This window comes from Rhizobium sp. 268, assembly GCF_036571585.1.
GTDB classification, from domain to species: domain Bacteria; phylum Pseudomonadota; class Alphaproteobacteria; order Rhizobiales; family Rhizobiaceae; genus Rhizobium; species Rhizobium redzepovicii.
The window spans coordinates 24844-45869 of record NZ_JAPPSO010000013.1 but is presented as its reverse complement, the minus strand read 5'-3'; the positions used below and the strand labels follow the sequence as shown (position 1 = coordinate 45869).

20 protein-coding genes and 1 riboswitch are annotated in these 21026 nt (G+C 63.1%); of the genes, 10 read left to right on the top strand and 10 right to left on the bottom strand.

Going from position 1 to position 21026, the window contains the following annotated elements; all coding sequences use genetic code 11:
- Positions 1-113: 113 nt before the first annotated feature.
- Both OS035_RS24150 and OS035_RS24145 read right to left on the bottom strand, forming a co-directional pair.
- Positions 114-2087 carry a CHASE2 domain-containing protein gene (locus OS035_RS24150; RefSeq protein ID WP_097626041.1) on the bottom strand — a complete coding sequence of 658 codons (1974 nt, stop codon included), beginning with the start codon at positions 2085-2087 and terminating at the stop codon, positions 114-116.
- Entirely contained in the window at positions 2087-5845 is a 3759-nt protein-coding gene (locus tag OS035_RS24145; RefSeq protein ID WP_331814122.1) for a FecR domain-containing protein, read from the bottom strand. Before OS035_RS24145 ends, OS035_RS24150 begins: the two co-directional genes overlap by 1 nt.
- Before the next feature lie 127 nt (positions 5846-5972).
- On the opposite strand from OS035_RS24145, the gene OS035_RS24140 reads away from it, so the two are divergent.
- The gene (locus OS035_RS24140) at positions 5973-6512 is read left to right on the top strand and encodes a Pycsar system effector family protein (protein WP_003593591.1); all 540 of its coding nucleotides are present in this window, start codon (positions 5973-5975) and stop codon (positions 6510-6512) included.
- Positions 6513-6607: 95 nt separating this feature from the next.
- Here the strand turns inward: OS035_RS24140 and OS035_RS24135 are convergent, their stop codons facing one another.
- Positions 6608-7096: a RidA family protein gene (locus OS035_RS24135; RefSeq protein ID WP_097626039.1), complete on the bottom strand. Its 489-nt coding sequence runs from the start codon at positions 7094-7096 to the stop codon at positions 6608-6610.
- Positions 7090-7815, bottom strand: a complete 726-nt coding sequence (locus tag OS035_RS24130; protein ID WP_097626076.1) for an SDR family NAD(P)-dependent oxidoreductase — start codon at positions 7813-7815, stop codon at positions 7090-7092. The genes OS035_RS24135 and OS035_RS24130 overlap by 7 nt, the downstream gene beginning before the upstream one ends.
- 192 nt (positions 7816-8007) lie before the next feature.
- On the opposite strand from OS035_RS24130, the gene OS035_RS24125 reads away from it, so the two are divergent.
- Entirely contained in the window at positions 8008-8910 is a 903-nt protein-coding gene (locus OS035_RS24125) for a LysR family transcriptional regulator (protein ID WP_097626038.1), read from the top strand.
- 108 nt (positions 8911-9018) lie between these two features.
- The gene (locus tag OS035_RS24120; protein ID WP_097626037.1) at positions 9019-9795 is read left to right on the top strand and encodes a DUF1194 domain-containing protein; all 777 of its coding nucleotides are present in this window, start codon (positions 9019-9021) and stop codon (positions 9793-9795) included.
- 175 nt (positions 9796-9970) lie between these two features.
- Here OS035_RS24120 and OS035_RS24115 read toward each other — a convergent pair whose 3' ends face one another.
- Positions 9971-10660: a VOC family protein gene (locus OS035_RS24115; RefSeq protein WP_097626036.1), complete on the bottom strand. Its 690-nt coding sequence runs from the start codon at positions 10658-10660 to the stop codon at positions 9971-9973.
- Between the two features lie 163 nt (positions 10661-10823).
- Positions 10824-11258, bottom strand: coding sequence for a 6,7-dimethyl-8-ribityllumazine synthase (locus OS035_RS24110; RefSeq protein WP_012558171.1), 435 nt, complete (start codon positions 11256-11258; stop codon positions 10824-10826).
- A gap of 78 nt (positions 11259-11336) precedes the next feature.
- Positions 11337-11480, bottom strand: a riboswitch (FMN riboswitch).
- A 228-nt stretch (positions 11481-11708) separates the two neighbouring features.
- On the opposite strand from OS035_RS24110, the gene OS035_RS24105 reads away from it, so the two are divergent.
- Positions 11709-12155 (top strand): SRPBCC family protein, encoded by a 447-nt coding sequence (locus tag OS035_RS24105; RefSeq protein ID WP_097626035.1) that lies wholly within the window; start codon positions 11709-11711, stop codon positions 12153-12155.
- 183 nt (positions 12156-12338) lie between these two features.
- Positions 12339-12659 carry a GCG_CRPN prefix-to-repeats domain-containing protein gene (locus tag OS035_RS24100; RefSeq protein WP_097626075.1) on the top strand — a complete coding sequence of 107 codons (321 nt, stop codon included), beginning with the start codon at positions 12339-12341 and terminating at the stop codon, positions 12657-12659.
- 83 nt (positions 12660-12742) lie between these two features.
- Here the strand turns inward: OS035_RS24100 and OS035_RS24095 are convergent, their stop codons facing one another.
- Entirely contained in the window at positions 12743-12967 is a 225-nt protein-coding gene (locus tag OS035_RS24095; RefSeq protein WP_003593606.1) for a hypothetical protein, read from the bottom strand.
- A gap of 194 nt (positions 12968-13161) precedes the next feature.
- On the opposite strand from OS035_RS24095, the gene OS035_RS24090 reads away from it, so the two are divergent.
- From OS035_RS24090 to OS035_RS24080, 3 genes are all read left to right on the top strand, one after another.
- A complete protein-coding gene (locus tag OS035_RS24090; protein WP_097626034.1) occupies positions 13162-14274 on the top strand; it encodes an adenylate/guanylate cyclase domain-containing protein in 1113 nt (370 codons plus the stop codon).
- 72 nt (positions 14275-14346) lie between these two features.
- Positions 14347-14997, top strand: coding sequence for an ArsR/SmtB family transcription factor (locus OS035_RS24085; RefSeq protein ID WP_097626033.1), 651 nt, complete (start codon positions 14347-14349; stop codon positions 14995-14997).
- Positions 14994-16250 (top strand): MFS transporter, encoded by a 1257-nt coding sequence (locus OS035_RS24080; protein ID WP_331814121.1) that lies wholly within the window; start codon positions 14994-14996, stop codon positions 16248-16250. The genes OS035_RS24085 and OS035_RS24080 overlap by 4 nt, the downstream gene beginning before the upstream one ends.
- Here the strand turns inward: OS035_RS24080 and OS035_RS24075 are convergent.
- Positions 16239-17162, bottom strand: a complete 924-nt coding sequence (locus tag OS035_RS24075) for a LysR family transcriptional regulator (RefSeq protein ID WP_097626031.1) — start codon at positions 17160-17162, stop codon at positions 16239-16241. The two genes, OS035_RS24080 and OS035_RS24075, sit on opposite strands and share 12 nt — an antisense overlap.
- 129 nt (positions 17163-17291) lie before the next feature.
- Positions 17292-18215, bottom strand: coding sequence for a phytanoyl-CoA dioxygenase family protein (locus OS035_RS24070; protein ID WP_097626030.1), 924 nt, complete (start codon positions 18213-18215; stop codon positions 17292-17294).
- Between the two features lie 97 nt (positions 18216-18312).
- Here OS035_RS24070 and OS035_RS24065 point away from each other — a divergent pair, with 97 nt between their 5' ends.
- Positions 18313-19137 carry a helix-turn-helix transcriptional regulator gene (locus OS035_RS24065; RefSeq protein ID WP_097626029.1) on the top strand — a complete coding sequence of 275 codons (825 nt, stop codon included), beginning with the start codon at positions 18313-18315 and terminating at the stop codon, positions 19135-19137.
- Positions 19138-19159: 22 nt separating this feature from the next.
- On the opposite strand, the gene OS035_RS24060 is transcribed toward OS035_RS24065, so the two are convergent.
- The gene (locus OS035_RS24060; protein ID WP_097626028.1) at positions 19160-20182 is read right to left on the bottom strand and encodes an LLM class flavin-dependent oxidoreductase; all 1023 of its coding nucleotides are present in this window, start codon (positions 20180-20182) and stop codon (positions 19160-19162) included.
- A gap of 200 nt (positions 20183-20382) precedes the next feature.
- Here OS035_RS24060 and OS035_RS24055 point away from each other — a divergent pair, with 200 nt between their 5' ends.
- Complete coding sequence (locus tag OS035_RS24055) at positions 20383-21024, top strand: metallophosphoesterase family protein (protein WP_097626027.1); 642 nt, start codon at positions 20383-20385, stop codon at positions 21022-21024.
- Positions 21025-21026 lie beyond the last annotated feature (2 nt).

Sequence of the window (21026 nt, the reverse complement as noted above, 5' to 3'; positions counted from 1 at the left end):
GAGGAACGTTGCGGCGTGTCCTTCGAGGCGCCGGCCCTTGGCCTGCGTGCCTCAGGAATGAAGAGCGTTGGTGAGTGCCGCGCCCAACTCATGTGTGGAGAAATGCTGGGCCGTCACTCCCCGCCATCACCAACCAGCGCATCCCGCACAATCGCATAATAACCGGCAAGCTCGGCGATATCAGCGGCCAGTCTATCGAAGGCCGGATCGGACGGTGCAAGCGTGCCGGCATATTTGGCCTCGATGAAGGTCTGGTGAGCGGCAAGCGCTTTCGCATCGGCCTTGTGCACGACAGTGTAGATCGGCGAGGGCACGGTGCGGCCCTTGACGATGATGCGGTCGAGCTCGACGACGATGTAGGTCTCGGCGACCAGTCTTGCGGTTTCTTCGCCGAGCAGCAATGCCACACCGTAATTCTTCGAGGCGCCTTCGAGGCGGGAGGCGAGGTTGACGCTGTCGCCGAGGCAGGAATAGTCGAAGCGGCGGGTCGAGCCCATATTGCCGACGATGCATTCGCCGGTGTTGATGCCGACGCCCATCTTCAGGACATGCGGCTTGCCGCCAAGCGCGGCCGCCTCCCGCTCCAGTTGGTTGTTCAGCCGCGAAATCGCTGTCTGCATGGCAAGCGCGGCGCGCACGGCGTGGAGGGCGTGGTCGGGATCGTCGAGCGGCGCATTCCAGAAGGCCATGATGCAGTCGCCCATATATTTGTCGATCGTACCGCCATGATCCATCACCACATCGGAGAGTGGCGTCAGCAGCCGGTTGATCAGGCCGGTCAGTTGCTCCGGATCGTCCTTCAGCGTCTCGGCGATGGTGGTGAACCCGCGCACATCGGAGAACAGTACGGAGAGCGTGCGCCGCTCGCCACCGAGCTTCAGCTGCGAGGGATCGTTCGACAGGCGCCTGACGAGATCGGGAGAAATATACTGGGCGAAGGCGCGGATGATCTGGCGCTTGTTGCGGCGCTCCTCGGCATAGTCGAAAGCGGCTTGTCCGAAGACGACCGAGATATAGGCGACGGTCGGGCCAAGCGGTGAGACGAAGACATGGGCAAGCCGGATGCCGGCAAAGCTGACGGTCGCGAAGGCGAGGAGGGCCGCCGCACTGGTGACGATCGTCAGCCATCCCGTCGAGCGCCAGACGGTCGTGGTGGCCAGCAGCACCGATATCAGGATGCAGGCGGCAACTGCCGGCAGCCGGGCTTCCGCGATCGACAGGCCGGCGCGGATATTGTCGTAGATCGTCGCCTGGATCTCGACGCCGGAGACGAGCTTGCCGGTGTGGATGGTGTAGGGTGTCGCAAAGGCATCGACACCGCGCTTGTCGATCTCCGGCGCATTCTGCAGGCTGAGGCCGACGAGGACCACGCGGTCCCTGAAATAACCTGGCGGCAGCAAGTTCTCGGGGTCGAGTGCCTGGTAGTAGGAGACCGTGGGGTAGCTGCGGGCCGGGCCGAAGGATTGGATGAGCCGGCCAGCCGGCAGGTCGGCGTTTGCTGCTCCCGACGCCGCCTGTATCAGCATGGCGGCAAAACCGTCCTGATAGCCCGGAATGCGCCGAAACATGCCGTCGCCGCTGAGATCGATCGAGGCGATGCCGGTCACGGCACCGGCTTGCGTCAGCTGCGGCAGCGGTGTGGCACGGATCAGCTGCGAGGCCTGCGGCGTCTCGATCAGCGTTTCGTCGCCGGCCAGCACGACATCCGGGCCGACCGCCTTGGCGATCGCCGCGTCGTTGTCGGGGTTCGAGGGTTCAGCCATGATGATGTCGAGGCCGATGACGCGGGCGCCAGCGGCGCGCAGCTGGCTGACAAGCTCGGCATGCAGACTGCGCGGCCAAGGCCATTGCGCGTTGATATCAGCAAGCGAAGGCTCATCGATCGCAACGATGACAGGGCCGCCGGCTGGCGGACGGGGATCGTCGACGGTCGAGAGATAGTCGAAGCTTCTGAGCTCCAGCAGTGACCAGGCGGGCAGGCGCGACAGCAGCGAAATGGCGATCAGCACGGCGAGCGACAGCACCAGCAGCCTCAAACGGCGGCCCCCGGTTTGCCTCGCCTGCCGCGGCTTGTCCCGCACCGGCATCAGAAGCGGACTTTGAGCGTGCCCTTGAAGGCGCGACCCCAGCCGGGAACGCCCGGCGTGATCTCGAAGTCCTCGTCGAGCAGGTTATAGGCGGCGGCCTCGAGGGCGATGCGCTTGTCCAGCGGTTCCCAGATCAGATGGGCGTCGAGGCTCCAGTAATCGTCGAGCTTGGTGCCGAGATCGTCGCCGTCGCGCTCGCCGACATAGTTGGCGGCAACCGTTGCCTTGACCTTGGCTTCGTTGACCCAGGTCAGCGCGATCTGGCCGGAATTCTTGGGAATGAAGGGCAGGGAGCCGCCGTAATTCGGCTCGAGCGGGTCCTTGTTCTCCGATTCCATATAGGCATAGGTGGCGGAAAGGCCGAAACCGGCACCGAGCGCCAGGTTTGCGGTGAGGGCGGCACGGTCGATGCTGCCGCGCGACAGCGGCAGGCTGTCGGCCGCCGGAAGCGAGATCAGCGGAAAATCGATCGAGAAATCATGCAGTTCCTGGTGCTGGTATTCGACTGAGGTAAAAAACCGGTCGGTCCATTCGGCGTCCCATTGCAGCGCCGCCGTATCGGCATATCCCTCGAGGCCGATAGAATATTGGTTGGCCTGCAATCCGAGGACGCCGATCGGGGCAAGAGTGGGTACGCCGGTGTCGAGGCTCTGGCGCATGAAGGCGGCGCGCAGCCAATGGTTCTGGGCGGGTGTCCAGGCAAGGCCGAAACGTGGCTCCAGGCGGTTGACGTCGACTCCGTCGCCTTCCATATGCGTGCCGAAGAGCGCGTATTCGCCCTTGAGATCGGGTGTGATCTCGTGCAGCACGTCGATATAGGCGCGGCTGATATTGACGCGGTTGCTGAATGTGTCCGGGCCGGTCGTGGTCTCTGGGATGATCACGACGAGCGGAAAGAGTTCATGAAGGCGAGAAGAGGTGGTCGTGCTGGCATCGATCCAGCCGCCTTCGATGCCGTACCGCCACGTCAGCGGTCCGCTGCCGATGGAATGGCTGAGCGCGCCGATATAGGTTTTTGAAGACAGATCCTCGGTCCCGTCCAAGAATGGGATGATGTCGGGATCGCGCAGGCCGAGAACCGGCGCATCGTCGACCTGAAGAGAGGTGGACGTCCGCGACTTGCTTTCCGAATAGAGGAAGGCGCCGTTCAAGATGTTTTCGTAGCCGAAGGTATGGCTCCAGCCGAGGCCGGCATTGGTTGTTTCGCTGACATTGCGCCGATAATTATATTCCGAAGAGACTTCAGTTGGAATTCCGAAGCCCAGGAGGTTGAGGAAGTCCGTCAGTGACGAGCCTTGCGTCAGTGCGTTCAGCGTTCCATCGTTTTTGGCATGGTTGACATAGGCCACCACGCGATCGTCAGGCGTCACCGTTGCCGTCAGATAGCCATTGCCGCCGATAAGCTTGTTGTCGGTCTGGAAGCCGCCGAAATCGCGATAGTCGCCATCGAGCGCCAGTTCTTCCCAGGTCAGGTTGCCATAGAAGCTGAGCGGGATCGTCTCGTTCGAGAAACCCTGGATTTCAGCTTCGCCGATACCCCTTGTATGGCCGTCGACGCTGTTGATGCCGCCGCCAAGCGAGCCTTCGATGAACGGCGTGCGCAGCAGCGTTGCCGAACGAGAGCGGCCGGAGAGCATGTGCGGATCAAGCAGCAAGCCCTGAATGAAGGATGAATAGCTCGATGCGTTGCCACGGTTCTGGATGACATTGTCGTCGCTGAAGCTCGTTGCGTTGACGTAAGGGAAGATGCTGCCCTTGATCGACTGGTCGATATAGCCGCTGCCTTCGAAGGGACTGAAGACCGCGTCCCCGTAATAGCGGCCCCAGGCATCCAGACCCTGCAGGCGAAAAGCGTTGTTCAGCGTCGAGCCGGCATCCTGATTGGCGCCAAGGGCGCTGTAGTCGCCGCCGCGGGCGCGCGAACGGCGGAGAAATTCCTGGGCGTTGCGGATCGCGCCGTCGGCGTCGTAATCGTCGATATCGACGGCGGTGCGGAAGGAGGAGATGACCGGATCGTTCTTATCGAGCCTGTCGGCATTGTCGACGGCTTGCTCGGAGGGGATGCGGTCGCCCTTTTCGTAATGGGCAGCGGCGAGCATCAGCTGCGATTGCGAATGGGCGGGATTGGCGGTGCTGGCGGCCAGCAGGTCTGCCAGCGCCTTGTCGCGCTCGCCGGTCTGCAGGTAATAGCGGCCGCGGGCGAGGAGGGCGATGTCGAAGGAGGGGTCGGCGGCGAGCGCCGCATCGATCTCGCGCCTGGCCTCCTTCATGCGCGATTGGTCGAGATAGAGGATGGCAAGGTTGCCGTGGGGGACCGGATCCTGCGGATCGAGTGCGATCGCCCTCAGGAAGGCGGCCTCGGCCTCGCGATTGGCGTCGCGGGCGCTCTGCAGCAGGCCCATCGAGTTCAACGATCCCGAAGCTCCCGGCGCAAGTTCGATGGCACGGTTCAGATCGGCAAGCGCCCCGTTGATATCGCTTTCGTAGCTCGCCTTGTAGGAGGCGCGTGCGGCAAGGGCGATCGGATGTTTGGGATCGAGCGAGAGGGCGCGGTTCACCGCCTCCCGCATCTGGGCGCGGTCATCGATCAGCTGCGCCAGCTGCGCGCGGATGGCAGGAAGAGTGGGATCATCCGGAAAACGCTTTTCGGCATCCTTGATCAAGTCGATGGACGCACGGGGATTTTTGAGGAAACCCGCCGTATAGGCCTGCATGATCGCACCATAGGGACCGACAGCCGATGACGGCGGCTTTTCGACATGTGCTGGATCGGCAAGTGAGCGGGCGAAATAGCCGCCATACTGCGCCATGTTCCGGCGGGCCGGATCGAGATGTGGCAGTGCAGCCGCAAACAGCCTTGCGGCGTCGTCGTAACGTTTTTCGGAGCCGGCGATCGTGGCATCGATCAAGTCAACGCGCGCCTTCTGGAGGGGCGTCAGCTTGCGCCGGCGAACCTCCAGAAGCGTCTCTGCGGCGACCTGCCGACCGTCGAAGGCGCTCTGCACTTCGGCAAGCTCCAACCAGTCCTCGGTGGTGCGACGTTCCGGCGGCAAGGCCAGCAGCCGGCGGCGCTCGTCGGCCATGCGGCCTGCCGGCAGCGGCGAAGTCGGCATCAGGCCGAAGCCGTCGCGCAGGTTCAGATAGAACAGCATCTGTTCGCGGTCGTCGGGCGTGACGATCACCAGCTTGTGCGGTGCTTGGCCGATGGTGGCGACCGCCCCTTCGCCCTCGTTCACCTCGACGCTGCCCTGCGGGTTGCTAAGCGCCACGCGGCCTTCGAGCACGATCATCGAGGTTTTGCTGCCCTCGACGGTCATCGTCCAGTCGGTGCCGCGGATGGCGGCTGCGGCCGCAGGGGTCTCGACCGTCAGGCCCTGGCCGCCGCGCTCGGCGCGTGCCCAGATCGTTCCCGATTGCAGCTCCAGTGTCGTGTCGCCGCTTGCCGCCATCTTCTTGACCTGCAGCGATGAATTGCGGCCGAGGCGAACCTGGGTGTGATCGGAAAAGACGATGGCGAGCTGGCCGTTGGCGTTGGTGCGCAGCACGTCGCCGGTCAGGAGATCCTGATTGATATCGACGACACGCCAATTCGACACGTCGATGAAGCGGACCTCTTCGCCGGTCTTGCGGGCGATGACGGAACCGGCGACCGGTGTTGCTCGCTGCACCGGCTCGGCCATTGCCGACGGCGCGAAACCGGGCAAAGCAAGCGAAAGCGCCATCCCAGCGCGACAGATGTTCTTGGAATAACCCCGCATGACCCAGACCCCATCCCCACTTCCCGTTTGTCCGTGTAGAGTGGAAAAGTCAAGCGCATTGCACACGTGTTCTTGCTTTCGCCGTCAAGTGTAATATCAGGGAAACACTTGGGGACGGAGTATTCACGTGAGCGAATTCGAAACTGCAACTGAGGTTATGCTGAGCCAGCCCACGAGCGCGGATATCGGCGTCGAGTATTTCGACCATATCAAGAAAATCAATGATATATTTTATGATCAGGTCAAGATATCCGATCAGAAGGCTGCCTATATCTTCACATTTATGCTGGCCTTCCTGGTGAGTTCCAGCGAGGTGAGGGCGGTCTTCAGCCCGGCGCGCTATATCACCGGCACGTCAGGCAGTATGCTGTTTTCCGGCCTGCTTGCCGCAGCCTCGGTCTTCTCAATCCTGTCGGCGATCCTCGTCGTGCTGCCGCGCCGTTTGGATAGCTCGACCTCGCTGTTCTGGGGCGCCTGGCAGAACCATCGCGAGCTGTTCTTCGACGCGGCGATTAGGCGCGACGAGCGCTATCTCTTCGACCAATATCTCGAAAACGCCAATATCCTCTCCGCCATCGCCCGCAGCAAATACCGCTGCGTGACCTTTGCGTTTCGTGGCTTGATGGTGAGCGTGATTGCTTATGTGCTGCTGTTGGTGGCGGTGTGAGGCTTGGGTGCGGCTTTGAGCTTTTCAGCCGGCTGAGGACGGCGTGAGCGCCAGAAGCCAAGAATGCGGGCGCGCCGAAGCGCGCCCGTCCGTTTTTAATCCTCGACCTCAACGATCAGCTCAAGCTCGATCGGCACGCCGAGCGGCAGACTGGCGACTCCGAGGACGACGCGGCCGGAGAGCTTTTCCTCGCCGAAGACTTGGAGCAGCATTTGCGACGCTCCGTCCGCGACCTTCGGGTGGTCGCGGAAATCGCCTTCAGTGGCGATATAGACACCGAGCTTGACGACTTTTGCGACCCTGTCCAGCGAGCCGAGATAGTCCTTGGCGGCCGCAAGTGCGCTGAGTGTGGCCGTTTCGGCAGCCTTCCTGCCGTCTTCAGCCGTCAGTGCGCCGCCGACGCAGCCGATATAGCGCGGCTCGCGGTTGATAACCGGCAACATGCCGCTGAAGAAGACCAGTTTGCCTGATCTGACCGCCTCGACATAGGCCCCGAGAGGTGTCGGCGGCGGGGGAAGGATGATGCCGAGTTCCTGCAGCCGCCGTTCTGCGCCGGCTGCCTGCGCTTGCGGGTGGTTTACCATTTGCCCAGATGTGCGCCGCCGTCGACGTGCAGCACCTCCCCGGTTACGCGCGGAGCTTCGGTCAGGAAGACAACCGCATCGACGACTTCCCCAACATTGGAAATGCCAGCCATGGGCGACAGCGTGCTGAGGAAGTCCTTCGGATTATCCTTGTGCAGCGGCGTATCGACGACACCGGGAGCCACCGTGTTGACGCGGATTCCCTCGCTTGCATATTCCATCGCCAGGTTCTTCGAGATCGCGTCGATGCCGCCCTTGGTCATCATGGCGACCGAAGCCGAGAAACCGGCGATCGGATGGTCGATCAGCGGTGTGGTGATGCTGACGATGCTGCCACCGGTCTTCTGGGCGAGCATCTGCCGGACGACCAGCTGCGTCAGGTGGATGAAGCCTTCAAGATTGGTTGAGGACAGCTTGCGGAAGTCGGTCATGGTGTAATCGACGAACGGCTTGGTGAAGAAAATGCCGGCATTGTTGACGAGGGCGTCGATCGAGCCGAACCGGTCGATTGCGGCCTGTGCGACCCGTGCGGCGGTTTCGGCATCGCCGATATCGCCGTCGACGAGCGCCAGCTTCTCCGAAGCCCGAAAGGCATCCGAGGCGCTGACCTGGCGCGAGGTGGCGACGACATTGTAGCCGCGCTCGATGAAGGCATTGACGAGCCCGGCTCCGATACCCTGGGAGGCGCCCGTGACGATGACAGTCTTTGCGGTAGTCATGTTGAACTCCATAATTTGGTCGGGCAACGGAGGTCTGCGCTTGCGAAGGCCGGGTCGCTCGAGATGGGGCGGCTGCGAATGCGCCTCCATCGGGTTGTGATTGTTTTCGCAAGGTGAATATGGCGAAAACTCCATTCCTCGATTAGATGGAAATATCTGGATTCTCTTTTGCATCTATGCAAAAATCGCGGCATGGCGGACCTGAACGACATCGCGGTTTTCGTGACGGTGGCGCGCTACGGCAGCTTCAGCCGTGCCGCCCATTCTCTCGGCATGCCGGTCTCGACCGTCAGCCGCAAGGTGACGTCGCTGGAGGAGCAACTCGGCGTGACGCTGCTGCAGCGCACGACCCGCAAGCTCAGCCTGACCGCGCAGGGCAGCGCCTATTTCGATCAGTGCAGCGAGCCGCTTTCCCATCTTATCGACGCCGAGCAGGCCTTGACGGAAACCCAGAGAAAGCCGGAAGGCTTGCTGAAGATCTCCGTGCCCGTCATCTTCGGGCAGGAGGTTTTCTACGAATTCGTTTCGACCTTCCTGAAGACCTATCCCGAAATCCGGATCGATCTCTTCGTCACCAACCTGTTCCTCGATCTGATCGCCGAGAATATCGATCTCGGCATCCGCTTCGGCGAACTCAAGGATTCGTCGATCGTCGCGCAGCGGCTCGGAAAGAGCGTGCGCTATCTGGTCGCGGCGCCGGACTATATGAAGGGCAGGGCGCCTCCCTCGAAGCCCGAAGACCTGAAGGATCATCAGTGCGTGCTGCTGAACGGCCGTAACGGCGAAGCGGAATGGCATCTCGTCAGCGGCCGCAAATCGGTCCGCCAGCAGGTGTCGGGGCCGGTATCGAGCCGGGATTTCGAAGCGGTGAGCGCCTTCACCTATCGCGGACACGGCATCGGCCTGCTGCCTTCTACCTATTGCGACGATCAGATCAGAAGAGGCGAGCTCATCCGCCTCTTGCCGGACTGGTCGTCCGAGGAGATATTCGTGCATGCGGTCTATCCGACACGCCGCTTCCTGCCCTTGCGCCTGCAGGTCTTTCTCGAGGCGCTGAAGGCGTGGAAGACCCCCTTGTGGCTTCCCCTGCATTGAGGCGCCCGATGCCATCACCGAAAATTGAAGCCGTGCACGCGGCTGCGCGTCCTTCCTCGATCAAGCTGTGTTAGAGTTCGCTGGCTTGGATGGCGCGGGGATTTACCGATGCTGACGACAGTTGCGGTGCTCATGGGGCTTTCCGGCCTCGTCCCGGCAGCACAGGCGGGGACGAACGAGGTTGACGTCAGCCTCGTGCTCGCCGTCGACACCTCGCGGTCGATGGATTTCGAAGAGATCGGCATTCAGCGCGAGGGGTATGTCGAGGCGCTCAAGCACCAGGAATTCCTTAATGCGGTGAGGGGCGGTCTGACCGGGCGCATTGCCATCAGCTATTTCGAATGGGCAGGCTACGTCGTCCAGGATTCGGTGATCGACTGGCAGGTGATCGAGACGGAAGAGGACGCGATCGCCTTTGCCGGCAAGATCGAAGCCCGGCCGATCGCCACGCAACGGCGCACTTCGATATCCACAGCGATCGGCCAGGGCGCCAGCATGATCATGACCAGCCCGTTTCAGGGTCGGCGGGAGGTGATCGACGTCTCCGGCGACGGCCCGAACAATTCCGGCAATCCGGTTACACCGGCGCGCGACAAGGCGGTTGAAGCCGGCATGATCATCAACGGCCTTGCCATCATGCTGAGGCCCTCCGATGCCCCCAACGGGCTCGACACATATTACGCCGACTGCGTGATCGGCGGCCCTGGCGCCTTCGTGCTGCCGGTGCGCAAGATCGAGGATTTCGCCGTTGCCGTGCGCCGCAAGCTGGTGCTGGAGATCAGCGGCCTTTCCCCGCCGGCAACGGTGCAGAGAATTGCCGGGGCTGTGCCGGCGACAGACTGCATGATTGGAGAAAAGCAGTGGCGGGATATGTTTGACCGATAATGGGGTGGCTTGCCGGCGCTTTCGCTCGGGGTGAAGCGAGAGACAATGAAAGACGTGCCGTGTGGCCTCCTATTGTCCTTCGCCTGGCCTTGAGCGGCAAGCGAAAGGCAAGCGGACTGCAGCATTATTAAGAGGGAACACAGACGCGACCAGCGTCTGCGTCCTTTACCGCCATCTATAACGGCAGCTCCCGGCCGGCCCGTTCGCTGACCATGTATTCGGCGTACCAATCCGGCCAGTTCTCGTCGTGTTTGCCGCCGTTGCGTTTCTCGTGTTCGCCGTGGGCGATGGCCGCGCGGCGCAGCGCTGACGCAAGGTCGCTCGAGGTCGCAAAGGCCGTCTCGTCGGCGTCGATGCGTCCGGGCAGGCGCTGGGTGACTTCCTGGAAAAGCCAGCCGTTGCCGTCGGGATCCTTGAACGAGGCGAAGGAGCGATAGCTGCGGTGATCGGGATCGCGGCCGGCGAGCCTCAGCCGTCCGAAGAGATAGGGTTCGTCCTTGCCGGCATAGACGCCGGCAGCGTCATGGAACACGTCGCTGACCTCGACGCCACGGGCGATGAGATCGCGACGGGCGGCCTCGATGTCGGAGACGATGAGGTAGAGCCCCTGGGCGGAGCCGGGTGCGGCTGCGGTTATGTTCTTGCCGAAAATGATCGCGCAGCCGGAGCCGGGCGGGGTGAACTGGATCACCCGGAAATCGGCATCACTGGCGAAGTCGGCGTCGAGCCGCCAGCCGAGGCCGTCGTAAAAACGTTTGGCGCGGTCGACGTCGGAAACGGGGATGACGACCACTTCGAGCTTGGTGTCGACGGGCCGTGTTTTCGGATTTTCGATAGGGGGTTCACTGCGCATTGCATTGCTCATCTTCAGCTCCTTGAGGTTGTGGATGCGTTAAGAATGGCGATACATGTCGGGGTCGAGTGGACCACAGCGCGGCGAGGGCGTCGAATCAATTATTCTGTCGGAATTGGCCTGATGAAGACGGCGGGATCGGTTCCGCCGCCTCGGTTTCAGCGGATCAGCCTTGCTACGCGGCAAGAGCGGCGCGTGTCTTCCCGATCGTCAGCGCGGCCTTTGCGGCCTCCCGCCCTTTCTCGACGAAGTGTGCCCGGTAGATCTGCTTGTGGTGGTCGGTTTCCTGATATTGGTGCGGCGTCAGCGAAACCGACAGCACCGGCACGCCGGTATCCATGCCGGCGCGCATCAGCCCGTCGACCACGGCCTGGGCGACGAATTCATGGCGGTAAATTCCGCCGTCGACGACGAAAGCGGCGGCAACGACGGCGGCATAGCGCCCGGTTGCGGCAAGATCGCGGGAAAGCAGCGGCATTTCGAAGGCGCCGGGAACATCGAACACATCGACCTGCTCGGGCGGCACGAGTTGGTAGAAGCCGTCAAGGGCGCGGTCGACGATGTCGGCGTGCCAGCTGGCTTTGATAAAGGCGTAGCGGGTGGGTGTCATGGTAATCTCCTTTGGCGAACAGACACATCACCCAAGGCGATCACGAACGTCCCCGACAGCCGCAAGGGCGGCAGGAACGCACGTTCTCTTTCATCCGGACTATGACCGTCGGCTCAGGCATCTCACCTGATCTGCTGACCCTTCCTTAAGAAGGCGCTCGCGGGCTCGCAATCGAAACTGCATACCGCCGGTAGGGACTTTCACCCCGCCCTGAGAACGGCGGGGACAATAGGGGCAAGGCGGCGGGCTGGCAATAGGGCGAAATGCTTTCTGCAATGTGCAAGGAGCAGCGGCTACCTGTGTCCGCAATATGAGGATGACGCCCCGAGCGCCCTTGCTGAACGTACACGTTTGCCTACATGATTCCGATGAGGACACCCAATCTACACAGCATGACCCGCTGATCCCGCCGGAGGCGAGGGCAGGCCATGACAACCATGGGAGAGAGACATGCAAGATCCCCTCGTCGTTCACCGCGAGGCGCATATCGCGGCGCCGCCGGCCGCGGTGTTTGCGCTGATGACCGACCCGGAAAAGATTCTGCGCTGGATGGGAACCGAGGCTCAGGTCGAGCCGCAGCCGGGCGGGCTCTACCTCGTCAACGTCACCGGCGCTCGTTTTGCGCGCGGCTCGTTTCGCGAGGTGGTGCCGGTTCATCGCCTTGCCTATAGCTTCGGCTGGGACGGCAGCGAGGTGGTTCCGCCGGGGTCGAGCCTGGTCGAGATCGACCTGATCGAGCAAGGAGACGGAACGCTGCTGCGACTCACCCATAGCGGCCTGCCGAGCGCCGATCAATGCGCCGGCCATGCAGAAGGCTGGGCGCACTACCTTGGACGGCTGACCGAGGTCGCCGCCGGGCGCGATCCCGGTCCTGACAGTTTTCACGGCAGAACATGAACGATTTTTTACGGGCAGCGGGCGCCCGCAAGCGCTTGACGCCGCGGGAAAAGCGGTGCGGCGATACCCTGATCGGGCGTCCGAAAACGCTGGTTTTTCTCGTCTAAACATGAACGTGCAGTTCATCTCCAGTTCAATTTGGCGGCCATAAGATCAGGGCGGCTGGATGAAATGGAGTTTTCGATGAAGGCACTTTCTATCGCGGCTGCCTTGCTCGCTGGCAGCCTCTCGATCGGCACGGCTGAGGCAATGCCGATGGGGACAATCAATGTCCAGAGCAAAGCCACAAGCGATGTCACGAAGGTCGACTATGCGTGCGGCCGCGGCTGGCATCTGACCCGCTGGGGTGAATGCCGGCCGAATTGGCGACGCCCGCCGCCGGTGGCATTTTACGGTGGCCCGCCGCGTTGGGGCTGGGAGCGACGTCACCGCGATTGGGACGGCCCGCGCTGGAGCCATGAGCGGCGCTGGGATCGCGACCGTCGCTGGCGGGATGATGACTAAAAGCCTTGGTTAGAGCCAAGTTGACGAGGGCCGGTGCGATGTTTCGCCCGGCCTTTTCCTATGAAATTTCCGCAGCCCGTGTGTCAGATCCTGCTGACGAGCCAGTGCTTGTCGTCGATCAGTTCGGCGAGCTCGATCGGATCCTTGACGCCGAATTCGAACCATTCGACGAGTTCCTTTGCCTTGCGGCTGCTTTCCTCCGCCGTCAGCTCGACCTGATACCTTTCGCACCACCGCCGAAGGATCGACGTCAGCAGCGTCATGTCATTCCCATCCAGCGGATCTTTCGGCCAGAATATCGTGCCCATCGTACCCCTCAATCACACGATGACGAACGGCCGCATAATGAAATCAAAACGGCGCAAGTTTAAAGCGTTATTTTTCGCTTTTCCCCGTGATGGAAGGTTCGCGACAGGAATTGTCTGCGCAGGAAGGGCTCAAGGTGTCGATAGGCTCCTGAAGGCATCCTTGCGGACGTCCCGGGGCGGTGTCATGTTGCAGCATGGATCTGCCGTCTCCCCTTGCCTGGCTGGTTGACGAGGCCGGTGCCTCGCCCGGTCCCGAACGGTTTCTGGCCGAGCTCGGGCGCCGGCTTTTGGCTGAGGGCCTGCCGCTTTCGGGCGGCGCGCTGACGCTATCGGTGCCGCATCCGATCATCGCGCGGCGCACCTGGCTGTGGCGGGCCGAGACCGAGGCGGTCATCGAGGCATTGGCCTTTGCCGCCACTCCGCAGAGCGAAGCCGGGCGCGAGTGGCTGGCCGGGCTGGGGCCGGTGTGGGAGACCAGGATCGGGCCAGCACAGGATAATCAGGCATCGGACGGCCCGCTGCTCGGCTGGGCGGGGGTTGCCAGCGGGGCAGGAAACAGCGCATTCGGCCCGGCCGCGATCAGCCTGCTGCGCGAGGTCGCGCGTTTTGCCGCTGCGCCGCTTGCCGCACTTGCTGCGCGGGAGGCGCGGGCCGCGCTCCTCGAAGCCTATCTCGGCCGGCGCAGTGCGGCCCGAGTGCAGGCCGGCGCGCTAGCCCGCGGCACCGGCGAGACCATCCGAGCCGCTCTTCTTTGCGCCGATCTGCGCGATTTCACCGCGCTCTCCGAGGTGACCGATCCTCACCAGATGATCACCGCGCTGGACGCCTATTTCGACCGCGTCGCAGGCGCAGTGCACGCCTTCGGCGGCGAGGTGCTGAAATTCATCGGTGACGGCGTGCTGGCGATCTTTCCGGTGACGGCGGCTTCTGGCGGAGCGATCGAAGGAGACCGGGAGGCCTGCGAGGCCGCATTGCGGGCGGTCGCCGCCAGCCGCGCCGGCATGGTTCATCTCGACCAGGTGCGCCAGGCGCAGGGGCTGGCACCGTTGCCGTTCGGCGCGGCGCTGCATTTCGGCGAGATTCTGTGGGGCAATATCGGCGCGGCCGACCGGCTGGACTTTACCGCCATCGGCCCTGCGGTCAACCTGGTCAGCCGGCTGGAAGGGCTCTGCAAGCCGCTCGGCCGAACTGTGCTGATCTCAGGCGCGGTGGCGGCCAACACGGGGACGCCCTTGATGCCGCTCGGAGAGCATACCCTGCGCGGCATCGCCGATCCTTGCGCGGTCTTCACCCTGCGGGAGGATTGAGCCTGCGGGCAGACGCATCGCTTTTGCAAAGAAATATTTGCAAAGATATGTTTGCAAATATATTCTTGAAGCATGAAACATCCGCACCCGAAACCTGCCGCAGATACCGCCGCCTCCCGCATCGTCAGCCGCGTCGTGCCCGAACCGACCGCGCTGAAGGCGCTGGCTCATCCCGTCCGGCTGCGCATGCTCGGCATGCTGAGGATCGATGGACCTGCCACGGCGACGCAGCTTGCCGCGCGGCTCGGCCTGAACAGCGGCGCGACGAGCTATCATCTGCGCCAGCTTGCCCAATATGGCTTCATCGAGGAGGCGCCGCATGCCTCACGGCGAGACCGTTGGTGGCGCGCCAGCCATGAGCTGACCTCGGTGCCGCCGAGCGAAGCCGAGGGGGAGGCGCTCGATCTCGACCTCGCTTTCAACCAGGCGGCGCTCTCGCTGCAGGTCGGCCAGATGCAGCAGGCGCTCGAGGAATATGCCGAACTGCCGGCCGAATGGCGCAAGGCGACGACTGCCGACGACATCATTATTCCGATGACGGCGCCACAGGCCGAGGCTCTGACGAAACGGCTGACCGACATCATCCTGGAAGCGATGCGGGCGGCTCCGCCGCTGGGCGAGGCGGCGTCCCGGAATTCCGACATGGTTCCTTTCTATGTCATGCTGCACGCCTTCCCCTATCCGGGCCGCCTTCCGCATCGCGAAGGGGAGGACGAGGCGTGAGGAAGGCTGGGCCTTTCCTGGCGCTCGCTGCTGCCGAGACATGTTCGCTTTCCGGCACGCGGCTGTCGACCATCGCCATTCCCTGGCTGGTGTTGAGCACGACGGGCAGCCCTGTCCTGACCGGCGTGACGGCGATGATGGAGATGCTGCCCTATGTCGTCGCCAAGGCGCTCGGCGGGCCGCTGATCGACCGCGTCGGCGCCAAGCGCATGGCCATCGTCTGCGATAGCGTTTCGGTGGCCGTGGTGGCGTTGGTGCCGTTGCTCGATTTTTTCGGCCTGCTCGGCATGCCGGTGCTGCTGCCTGCCGTCTTTGCCATGGGCGTGCTGCGTGGGCCTTCCGACGCCGCCAAGCAGGCGATGGTTCCCGATATCGCCAGGCTCGCGAATGTGTCGCTCGAACGGGTGACTGGCGTCGCCAGCGCCATTGAGCGGCTGGCCTCGACGGCGGGTGCGGCCGGAGCCGGGGCGCTGATTGGCCTGATCGGCCCGGGTCAGGCGCTCCTCGTCAATGCCGCCACCTTCGCCGCGGCCGCGCTGATCGTTGCCGTCGGCATCCCCGATATGCGGCGCACGCCAGAGCTATCCGGCGCCCGACCGGCCGAGAGGCCTTCTTATCTCGACGATCTCCGCGAAGGCTGGCGCTTTCTGCGCGGCGATGCTGTGCTCGTCAGCATCGTCGTTATGGTGGCGATCACCAACCTGCTGGATCAGGCCTATCATGCGGTGCTGCTGCCTGTCTGGACACGTGATTCCGGCCATGGTCCGGAACTGCTGGGAGCGATGTTTGCGGCATTCGCCGGCGCATCGATCGCAGGTGCGGCGATCGCCGCAGCAATCGGCGAACGGATGCCGCGCCTGATCGTCTATACCGTGGCATTCCTGTTGACCGGCTTTCCGCGTTTTCTCGTTACTGCGCTGGATGCGCCGCTCGGTCTTGTCTTTACGACCCTGGCCATCGGGGGATTCGCCTCGGGCTTTCTCAACCCGATCCTGTCGGCGGTGATCTTCGAGCGCATCCCCAAGCCGCTGACCGGCCGCGTCATCGCATTGAATACCGCCCTCTGCTTCGCCCTCATTCCCTTCGGCGGCCTTGTCGGCGGTACGCTGATCAGCACGATCGGTCTTGCCGCGGCGCTGCTGCTCACCGGGTTTGCCTATCTCGTCGCCACTCTCTTTCCCCTTGCCTTGAAAAGTTTCCGCGGTTTCGACAGGGCGGTTGCCGATGTTGGTGCTTCCGTATCAAGGCGATGAGCGCGCGCCCGATCTCTCGTGTCCCAGCGCCTCGACTATCAGATCCACGAAACGGTGGATGCGCGGTTCCAGCAGGCGCTTGTCGGGATAGAGCGTGACGATCTTGGCGTCATCGGCTTCCAGGTCGGGCAGGACCTGCCGAAGACGCCCGGCGGCGAGATCGCCGCCGATGAGAAAATCGGGCAGGAGCGCGATACCCAATCCCGCCAGGGCAGCGTCGCGGATCGCCTCGCCGTTGTCGAGCCTCAGGCGGCTGCGCCCCTGCGCCTTGATCCAGGCACCGCCCTTGCCACGAAAACGCCAGCCTTGCCTTTGATTGCGGTTGGCGAAAATCAGGCAGTCGTGGGCTGCGAGATCGTCGATTTCGCGTGGCTCGCCGTTCGCGGCGAGATAGGAAGGCGAGGCGCAGAGGCGTGTCTTGTAGGTGGCGATCACGCGCGAGACCAGCCGGGTATCCGACGCCGCGGCGCCGATACGGATCGCCAGATCGAAGCCGTCCTCGATGATGTCGGAGAGTTGATCGGTAAAGCTCACCTCGACCTGGATGTCGGGCCAGGCCCGAAGATATTTTTCCAGCAGCGGCATCACGACGAGCCGGCCGAAGGCATCGGGTACAGTCACTCTGAGAAGGCCGCGCGGCATGCCGCTCTGGCCTCCCAGACTCGCTTCCGCCTCATCGACCGCCGCAAGGATCTGCAGGCCGCGCTCGTAAAAGACCCGCCCTTCATCGGTCAGGCTCAGCGTTCTCGTCGTGCGGTTGAGCAGACGTGCGCCGAGCCGGTCTTCGAGGCGGATGACGGCCTTTCCGGCCGCCGAGCGGGACAGGCCCATGGCCTGGCCGCCGGCGATAAAACTTCCGGCATCGACGACGGCCATGAAGATCAGGATATCGTTCAGGTTCGTGCGCGGCATCAGGCAACTCGAGCGGTTCGGTCCCAGCCATAAGTCGGTCAGTCATGCAACCGATTCAAGGCTTGGACCATCAACGCTCACGGCGGCAGTAAGGTCCCGACGCTTCGCTGCCGGGGCGCTGAAGCCGGGCTACAGCATATCGCCGAGGCTCCAATGGTTGTTCCATCGGGCGTCGATCTCGTCGTCGACATTCTGATATCTGATGTCGGTGGAAAGGCGCAGCCGCCGGCTGCTGTTCTGGTTGGTGGTTGAGGCGTGGATCATGTAGGGCGAGTGCAGCACAACGTCGCCGGCCTCATAATCGGCGGCGAGCCAGCGGGTGTCGAAGCGCTTCGCCATATCGGGAAGATCTTTCGAGACCCAGCCGCCTTCCGTCATGTGGCTGTTATAGGCGCTGATCCGCTCTTCCGGAGAAAGATCGCCGCTTGCGGCCTGGAACTTCGCCTCCATCTTGACTCCAAGCGCGTGCGAACCTTCGAGGTAGACGAGGCCGCCCATCTCGGCAGGGATGTCGCCGATCGGGATCCATACCGTCACCAGGCGACTGGTGCCGCCGCGGAGATAAACGAGATCGTAGTGAGCGGGTGTGGCCGTCGGCGTTCCCGGCTGGGTGAAACGCATGATCTTGCGCTTGTGCAGATAGGAGATGCCCTGCAGAAATTCGTCCATGAAGCGGGTAAGCGGCGGCTGCGCGCAAAAACCTTCATAGGCGGCGGAGCGGACAAGCGACATCAGGCGCCGGTCCGCCAGGCTCCAGTCGACGCTGGCGGCCGACGCAATCCCTTGCGAAAAATCGCTGCCGGGCTCGACCAATCCTGTCACCGCGAGGCGCTCGAACGCCCAGCCACGGAAATCGATGACATCGGCCCGCGGCAGGAGGCCCTTCAGCCAAACATAGCCGTCGTTCTGGTAGCGGCGGCGGATGGCGTCGACGCCGATGGCGGGATCGGTCGGCGTGAGCCAGCCGATCCGCTCCGCAGTCAAGGTTTTGCCGTGGGCGGTCAGGGGAAATTCCGGTGTTCGGGCCTGCACGGCTTCGGCGGCAATCGACATTTCAGCCTTCCCCAGCTTGAATTGAGTTGCGCTTAATTATCTGATCTGCAGGAATAACCGACATAGAGGAAACTGGTAGCTGGACTTTTCGCTCATCATGAAACAGGCCGAGGCCATTTACAGAACGCCGCTTGGCGCGGCCGGCGGACTGGCGGTCACCGGAAGCGGCAGGCAGCATGCCCGCCATGCGGTGACCGACCGGAAACTTCCGAGTTTCGCCGTCGTGCTGGTGGAGCGCGGGCAGGGCTGGCTGGAGACCGCCGCCAGCGGCCGCTTCAGCCTGACCGGGCCTGCCCTGTTCTGGCTGTTTCCCAACCGCGCGCATTCCTACGCTCCCGACGAAGGCGGCTGGGACGAGCGCTGGGCGCTTTTCGAAGGATCCTTCACGCGGGACTTCGTCAGGCTGAGGATCATTGGCGAACGGCATCCCGTCGTGACCTTGCATCGCCTCGATGAAGTGGCGCGGCTCTTCGGGATGCTCCATGCCGATCTGCTCGACGATACCCATCTGGGACAGGCGTCGGCGGCACTGATGCTGCATCGCATCGTCATATCAGCCGCCAGACAGGCAATTGGAGCGGCGGATCGGCGCCAGGAGAGGCCCGCCATGGCCGTGATCGTGGAAACGCTACGGCGGCGGGCGATGCAACCGCTCGACCTTGCCGCCTTTGCCGCCGAGCACGGTATGTCTCCGGCAACATTGCGCCGGCGGTTCACGCTGGAAACAGGACTGCCGCCCAAGGCATTTCAGCTTCGGGCGCGCATGGACCATGCCAAACAGCTGTTGGCCACCACCGACGAAAAAATCGAAGCGGTTGCCGCCATGATCGGTCTGGATGACCCCTTTTATTTTTCACGGGTCTTCCACGAGCGCGAGGGCTGCAGTCCCCGCGAATTCCGCGCCAGATACAGGCGAATGTGAGCGCCCGGTGCTTTGGCGAGCGTCAGCGCCAGCCAAGCGCCGGAGCGACGTGGGTCAGAATTGCCTCGATGACATGGGCGTTGTAAGCGACGCCGAGCTGGTTGGGGACGGTGAGCAGCAGCGTGTCGGCCTCAGCGATCGCCTGGTCTTCGGCAAGCTGTTTGATCAGAATGTCGGGCTCGGCGGCATAGCTGCGGCCGAAGATCGCCCGGGTCTTCTCGTCAATGAAACCGATCTTGTCGTCCTCGTCGCTGCCATAGCCGAAATAGGCGCGGTCGCGGTCGTCGACGAGCGCGAAGATGCTGCGGCTGACCGAGACGCGCGGCTGGCGGGTGTGGCCGGCGGCCTTCCAGGCCTCACGGTAAGCACGAATCTGGTCGGCCTGCTGGACATGGAACGGCTCTCCCGTCTCGTCGTCCTTCAGCGTCGAGCTCTGCAGGTTCATGCCGAGCTTGGCCGCCCAGACGGCGGTGGCATTGGAGCTTGCGCCCCACCAAATCCGCTCGCGCAGGCCCTCGGAATGCGGCTCGAGACGCAGAAGGCCGGGCGGGTTCGGAAACATCGGCCGCGGGTTGGGTTTGGCAAAGCCTTCGCCGCGCAGCACCTCAAGAAACACTTCGGCGTGGCGGCGGGCCATCTCGGCCTCGTCCTGACCTTCCGATGGGGCATAGCCGAAATGGCGCCAGCCATCGATCACCTGCTCGGGCGAACCGCGGCTGATGCCGAGCTGCAGCCGGCCGCCGGCGATGAGGTCGGCGGCACCCGCATCCTCGGCCATGTAGAGCGGGTTCTCGTAACGCATGTCGATGACGGCGGTGCCGATCTCGATCCGGCTGGTTCTCGCGCCGACGGCCGATAGTAGCGGGAAGGGCGCGGCGAGCTGGCGGGCGAAATGATGCACGCGAAAATACGCCCCGTCAGCACCGAGTTCTTCGGCCGCGACGGCAAGGTCGATCGACTGCAGAAGGGCATCGCCCGCCGAGCGCGTCTGCGATTGCGGCGAGGGCGTCCAGTGCCCGAACGAAAGGAACCCGATCTTCTTCATGTTAATGCCGCACCTTGCGCTGTTGCGTTGTCAGGTCATGACACAATTCCGGCCTGGAAGACAATCGGAGATGGCGCCGGGGTTTGCGTTTGTTATGATGCGACGGACGGCGGAGGGGGCGTGAGCCTCCGCGCCATGCCCTCGCGCGCCTTTTCGTCCTTGATCGCCGGCCGTCACATCGCAGCCGAGAGGCTTGGAACATGCGCTACACGTTTGCCATAGGCGATATTCACGGCTGCATCGATCCGCTCGACAGCATGATCGATCGCATCGAGACATACGCGTCCAAGGGCACAGTCGTTTTCCTTGGCGACTATATCGATCGCGGGCCAGACAGCAAAAGCGTCCTCGACCGGCTCATTGCCGGTCCGGCCGGCCCGTGGCGCTGGATCTGCCTGAAAGGTAATCATGAAGACATGATGGTCGCTGCATATGCCGATAGCGACGACAGACCCGTATGGATCAGCAATGGCGGACTTGAAACCGAAATGTCCTATGATGGCAGGGTTCCGCCTCAGCATTTGCAATGGGCTGGTGATCGTCCGCTTATGCATGTTGATCGATATCGCATCTTTGTCCATGCCGGCGTTGTTCCGGAATTTCCGCTGGAACGGCAGACCAAGCTCGATCTTCTCTGGCTACGGTTCCCGCCCGGTGAGTCCAGCGACTATTGGGGCAAACATCTGGTCCACGGCCATACTCCCTCACTGTCTAACCCGGTGACGACAGGAAACCGCACCAATATCGATAGCGGCTGCGTCTTCGGCGGCAAGCTTTCCTGTGCTGTGTTCGACGACGAGGTTGCCGGCGGGCCGATCGACTTTATCGAGGTGAGGGCATGAAG

What these genes read in the sequence shown, in the direction of transcription:
- OS035_RS24085 (WP_097626033.1), top strand. Translation starts at nt 14,347, where the DNA reads ATGAAACATCCGCACCCGAAACCTGCCGCAGATACCGCCGCCTCCCGC.
- OS035_RS24105 (WP_097626035.1), top strand. Translation starts at nt 11,709, where the DNA reads ATGCAAGATCCCCTCGTCGTTCACCGCGAGGCGCATATCGCGGCGCCG.
- OS035_RS24100 (WP_097626075.1), top strand. Translation starts at nt 12,339, where the DNA reads ATGAAGGCACTTTCTATCGCGGCTGCCTTGCTCGCTGGCAGCCTCTCG.
- OS035_RS24065 (WP_097626029.1), top strand. Translation starts at nt 18,313, where the DNA reads ATGAAACAGGCCGAGGCCATTTACAGAACGCCGCTTGGCGCGGCCGGC.
- OS035_RS24090 (WP_097626034.1), top strand. Translation starts at nt 13,162, where the DNA reads ATGGATCTGCCGTCTCCCCTTGCCTGGCTGGTTGACGAGGCCGGTGCC.
- OS035_RS24110 (WP_012558171.1), bottom strand. Translation starts at nt 11,258, where the DNA reads ATGACACCCACCCGCTACGCCTTTATCAAAGCCAGCTGGCACGCCGAC.
- OS035_RS24145 (WP_331814122.1), bottom strand. Translation starts at nt 5,845, where the DNA reads ATGCGGGGTTATTCCAAGAACATCTGTCGCGCTGGGATGGCGCTTTCG.
- OS035_RS24125 (WP_097626038.1), top strand. Translation starts at nt 8,008, where the DNA reads ATGGCGGACCTGAACGACATCGCGGTTTTCGTGACGGTGGCGCGCTAC.
- OS035_RS24060 (WP_097626028.1), bottom strand. Translation starts at nt 20,182, where the DNA reads ATGAAGAAGATCGGGTTCCTTTCGTTCGGGCACTGGACGCCCTCGCCG.
- OS035_RS24055 (WP_097626027.1), top strand. Translation starts at nt 20,383, where the DNA reads ATGCGCTACACGTTTGCCATAGGCGATATTCACGGCTGCATCGATCCG.
- OS035_RS24120 (WP_097626037.1), top strand. Translation starts at nt 9,019, where the DNA reads ATGCTGACGACAGTTGCGGTGCTCATGGGGCTTTCCGGCCTCGTCCCG.
- OS035_RS24130 (WP_097626076.1), bottom strand. Translation starts at nt 7,815, where the DNA reads ATGACTACCGCAAAGACTGTCATCGTCACGGGCGCCTCCCAGGGTATC.
- OS035_RS24150 (WP_097626041.1), bottom strand. Translation starts at nt 2,087, where the DNA reads ATGCCGGTGCGGGACAAGCCGCGGCAGGCGAGGCAAACCGGGGGCCGC.
- OS035_RS24115 (WP_097626036.1), bottom strand. Translation starts at nt 10,660, where the DNA reads ATGAGCAATGCAATGCGCAGTGAACCCCCTATCGAAAATCCGAAAACA.
- OS035_RS24135 (WP_097626039.1), bottom strand. Translation starts at nt 7,096, where the DNA reads ATGGTAAACCACCCGCAAGCGCAGGCAGCCGGCGCAGAACGGCGGCTG.
- OS035_RS24070 (WP_097626030.1), bottom strand. Translation starts at nt 18,215, where the DNA reads ATGTCGATTGCCGCCGAAGCCGTGCAGGCCCGAACACCGGAATTTCCC.
- OS035_RS24095 (WP_003593606.1), bottom strand. Translation starts at nt 12,967, where the DNA reads ATGGGCACGATATTCTGGCCGAAAGATCCGCTGGATGGGAATGACATG.
- OS035_RS24075 (WP_097626031.1), bottom strand. Translation starts at nt 17,162, where the DNA reads ATGCCGCGCACGAACCTGAACGATATCCTGATCTTCATGGCCGTCGTC.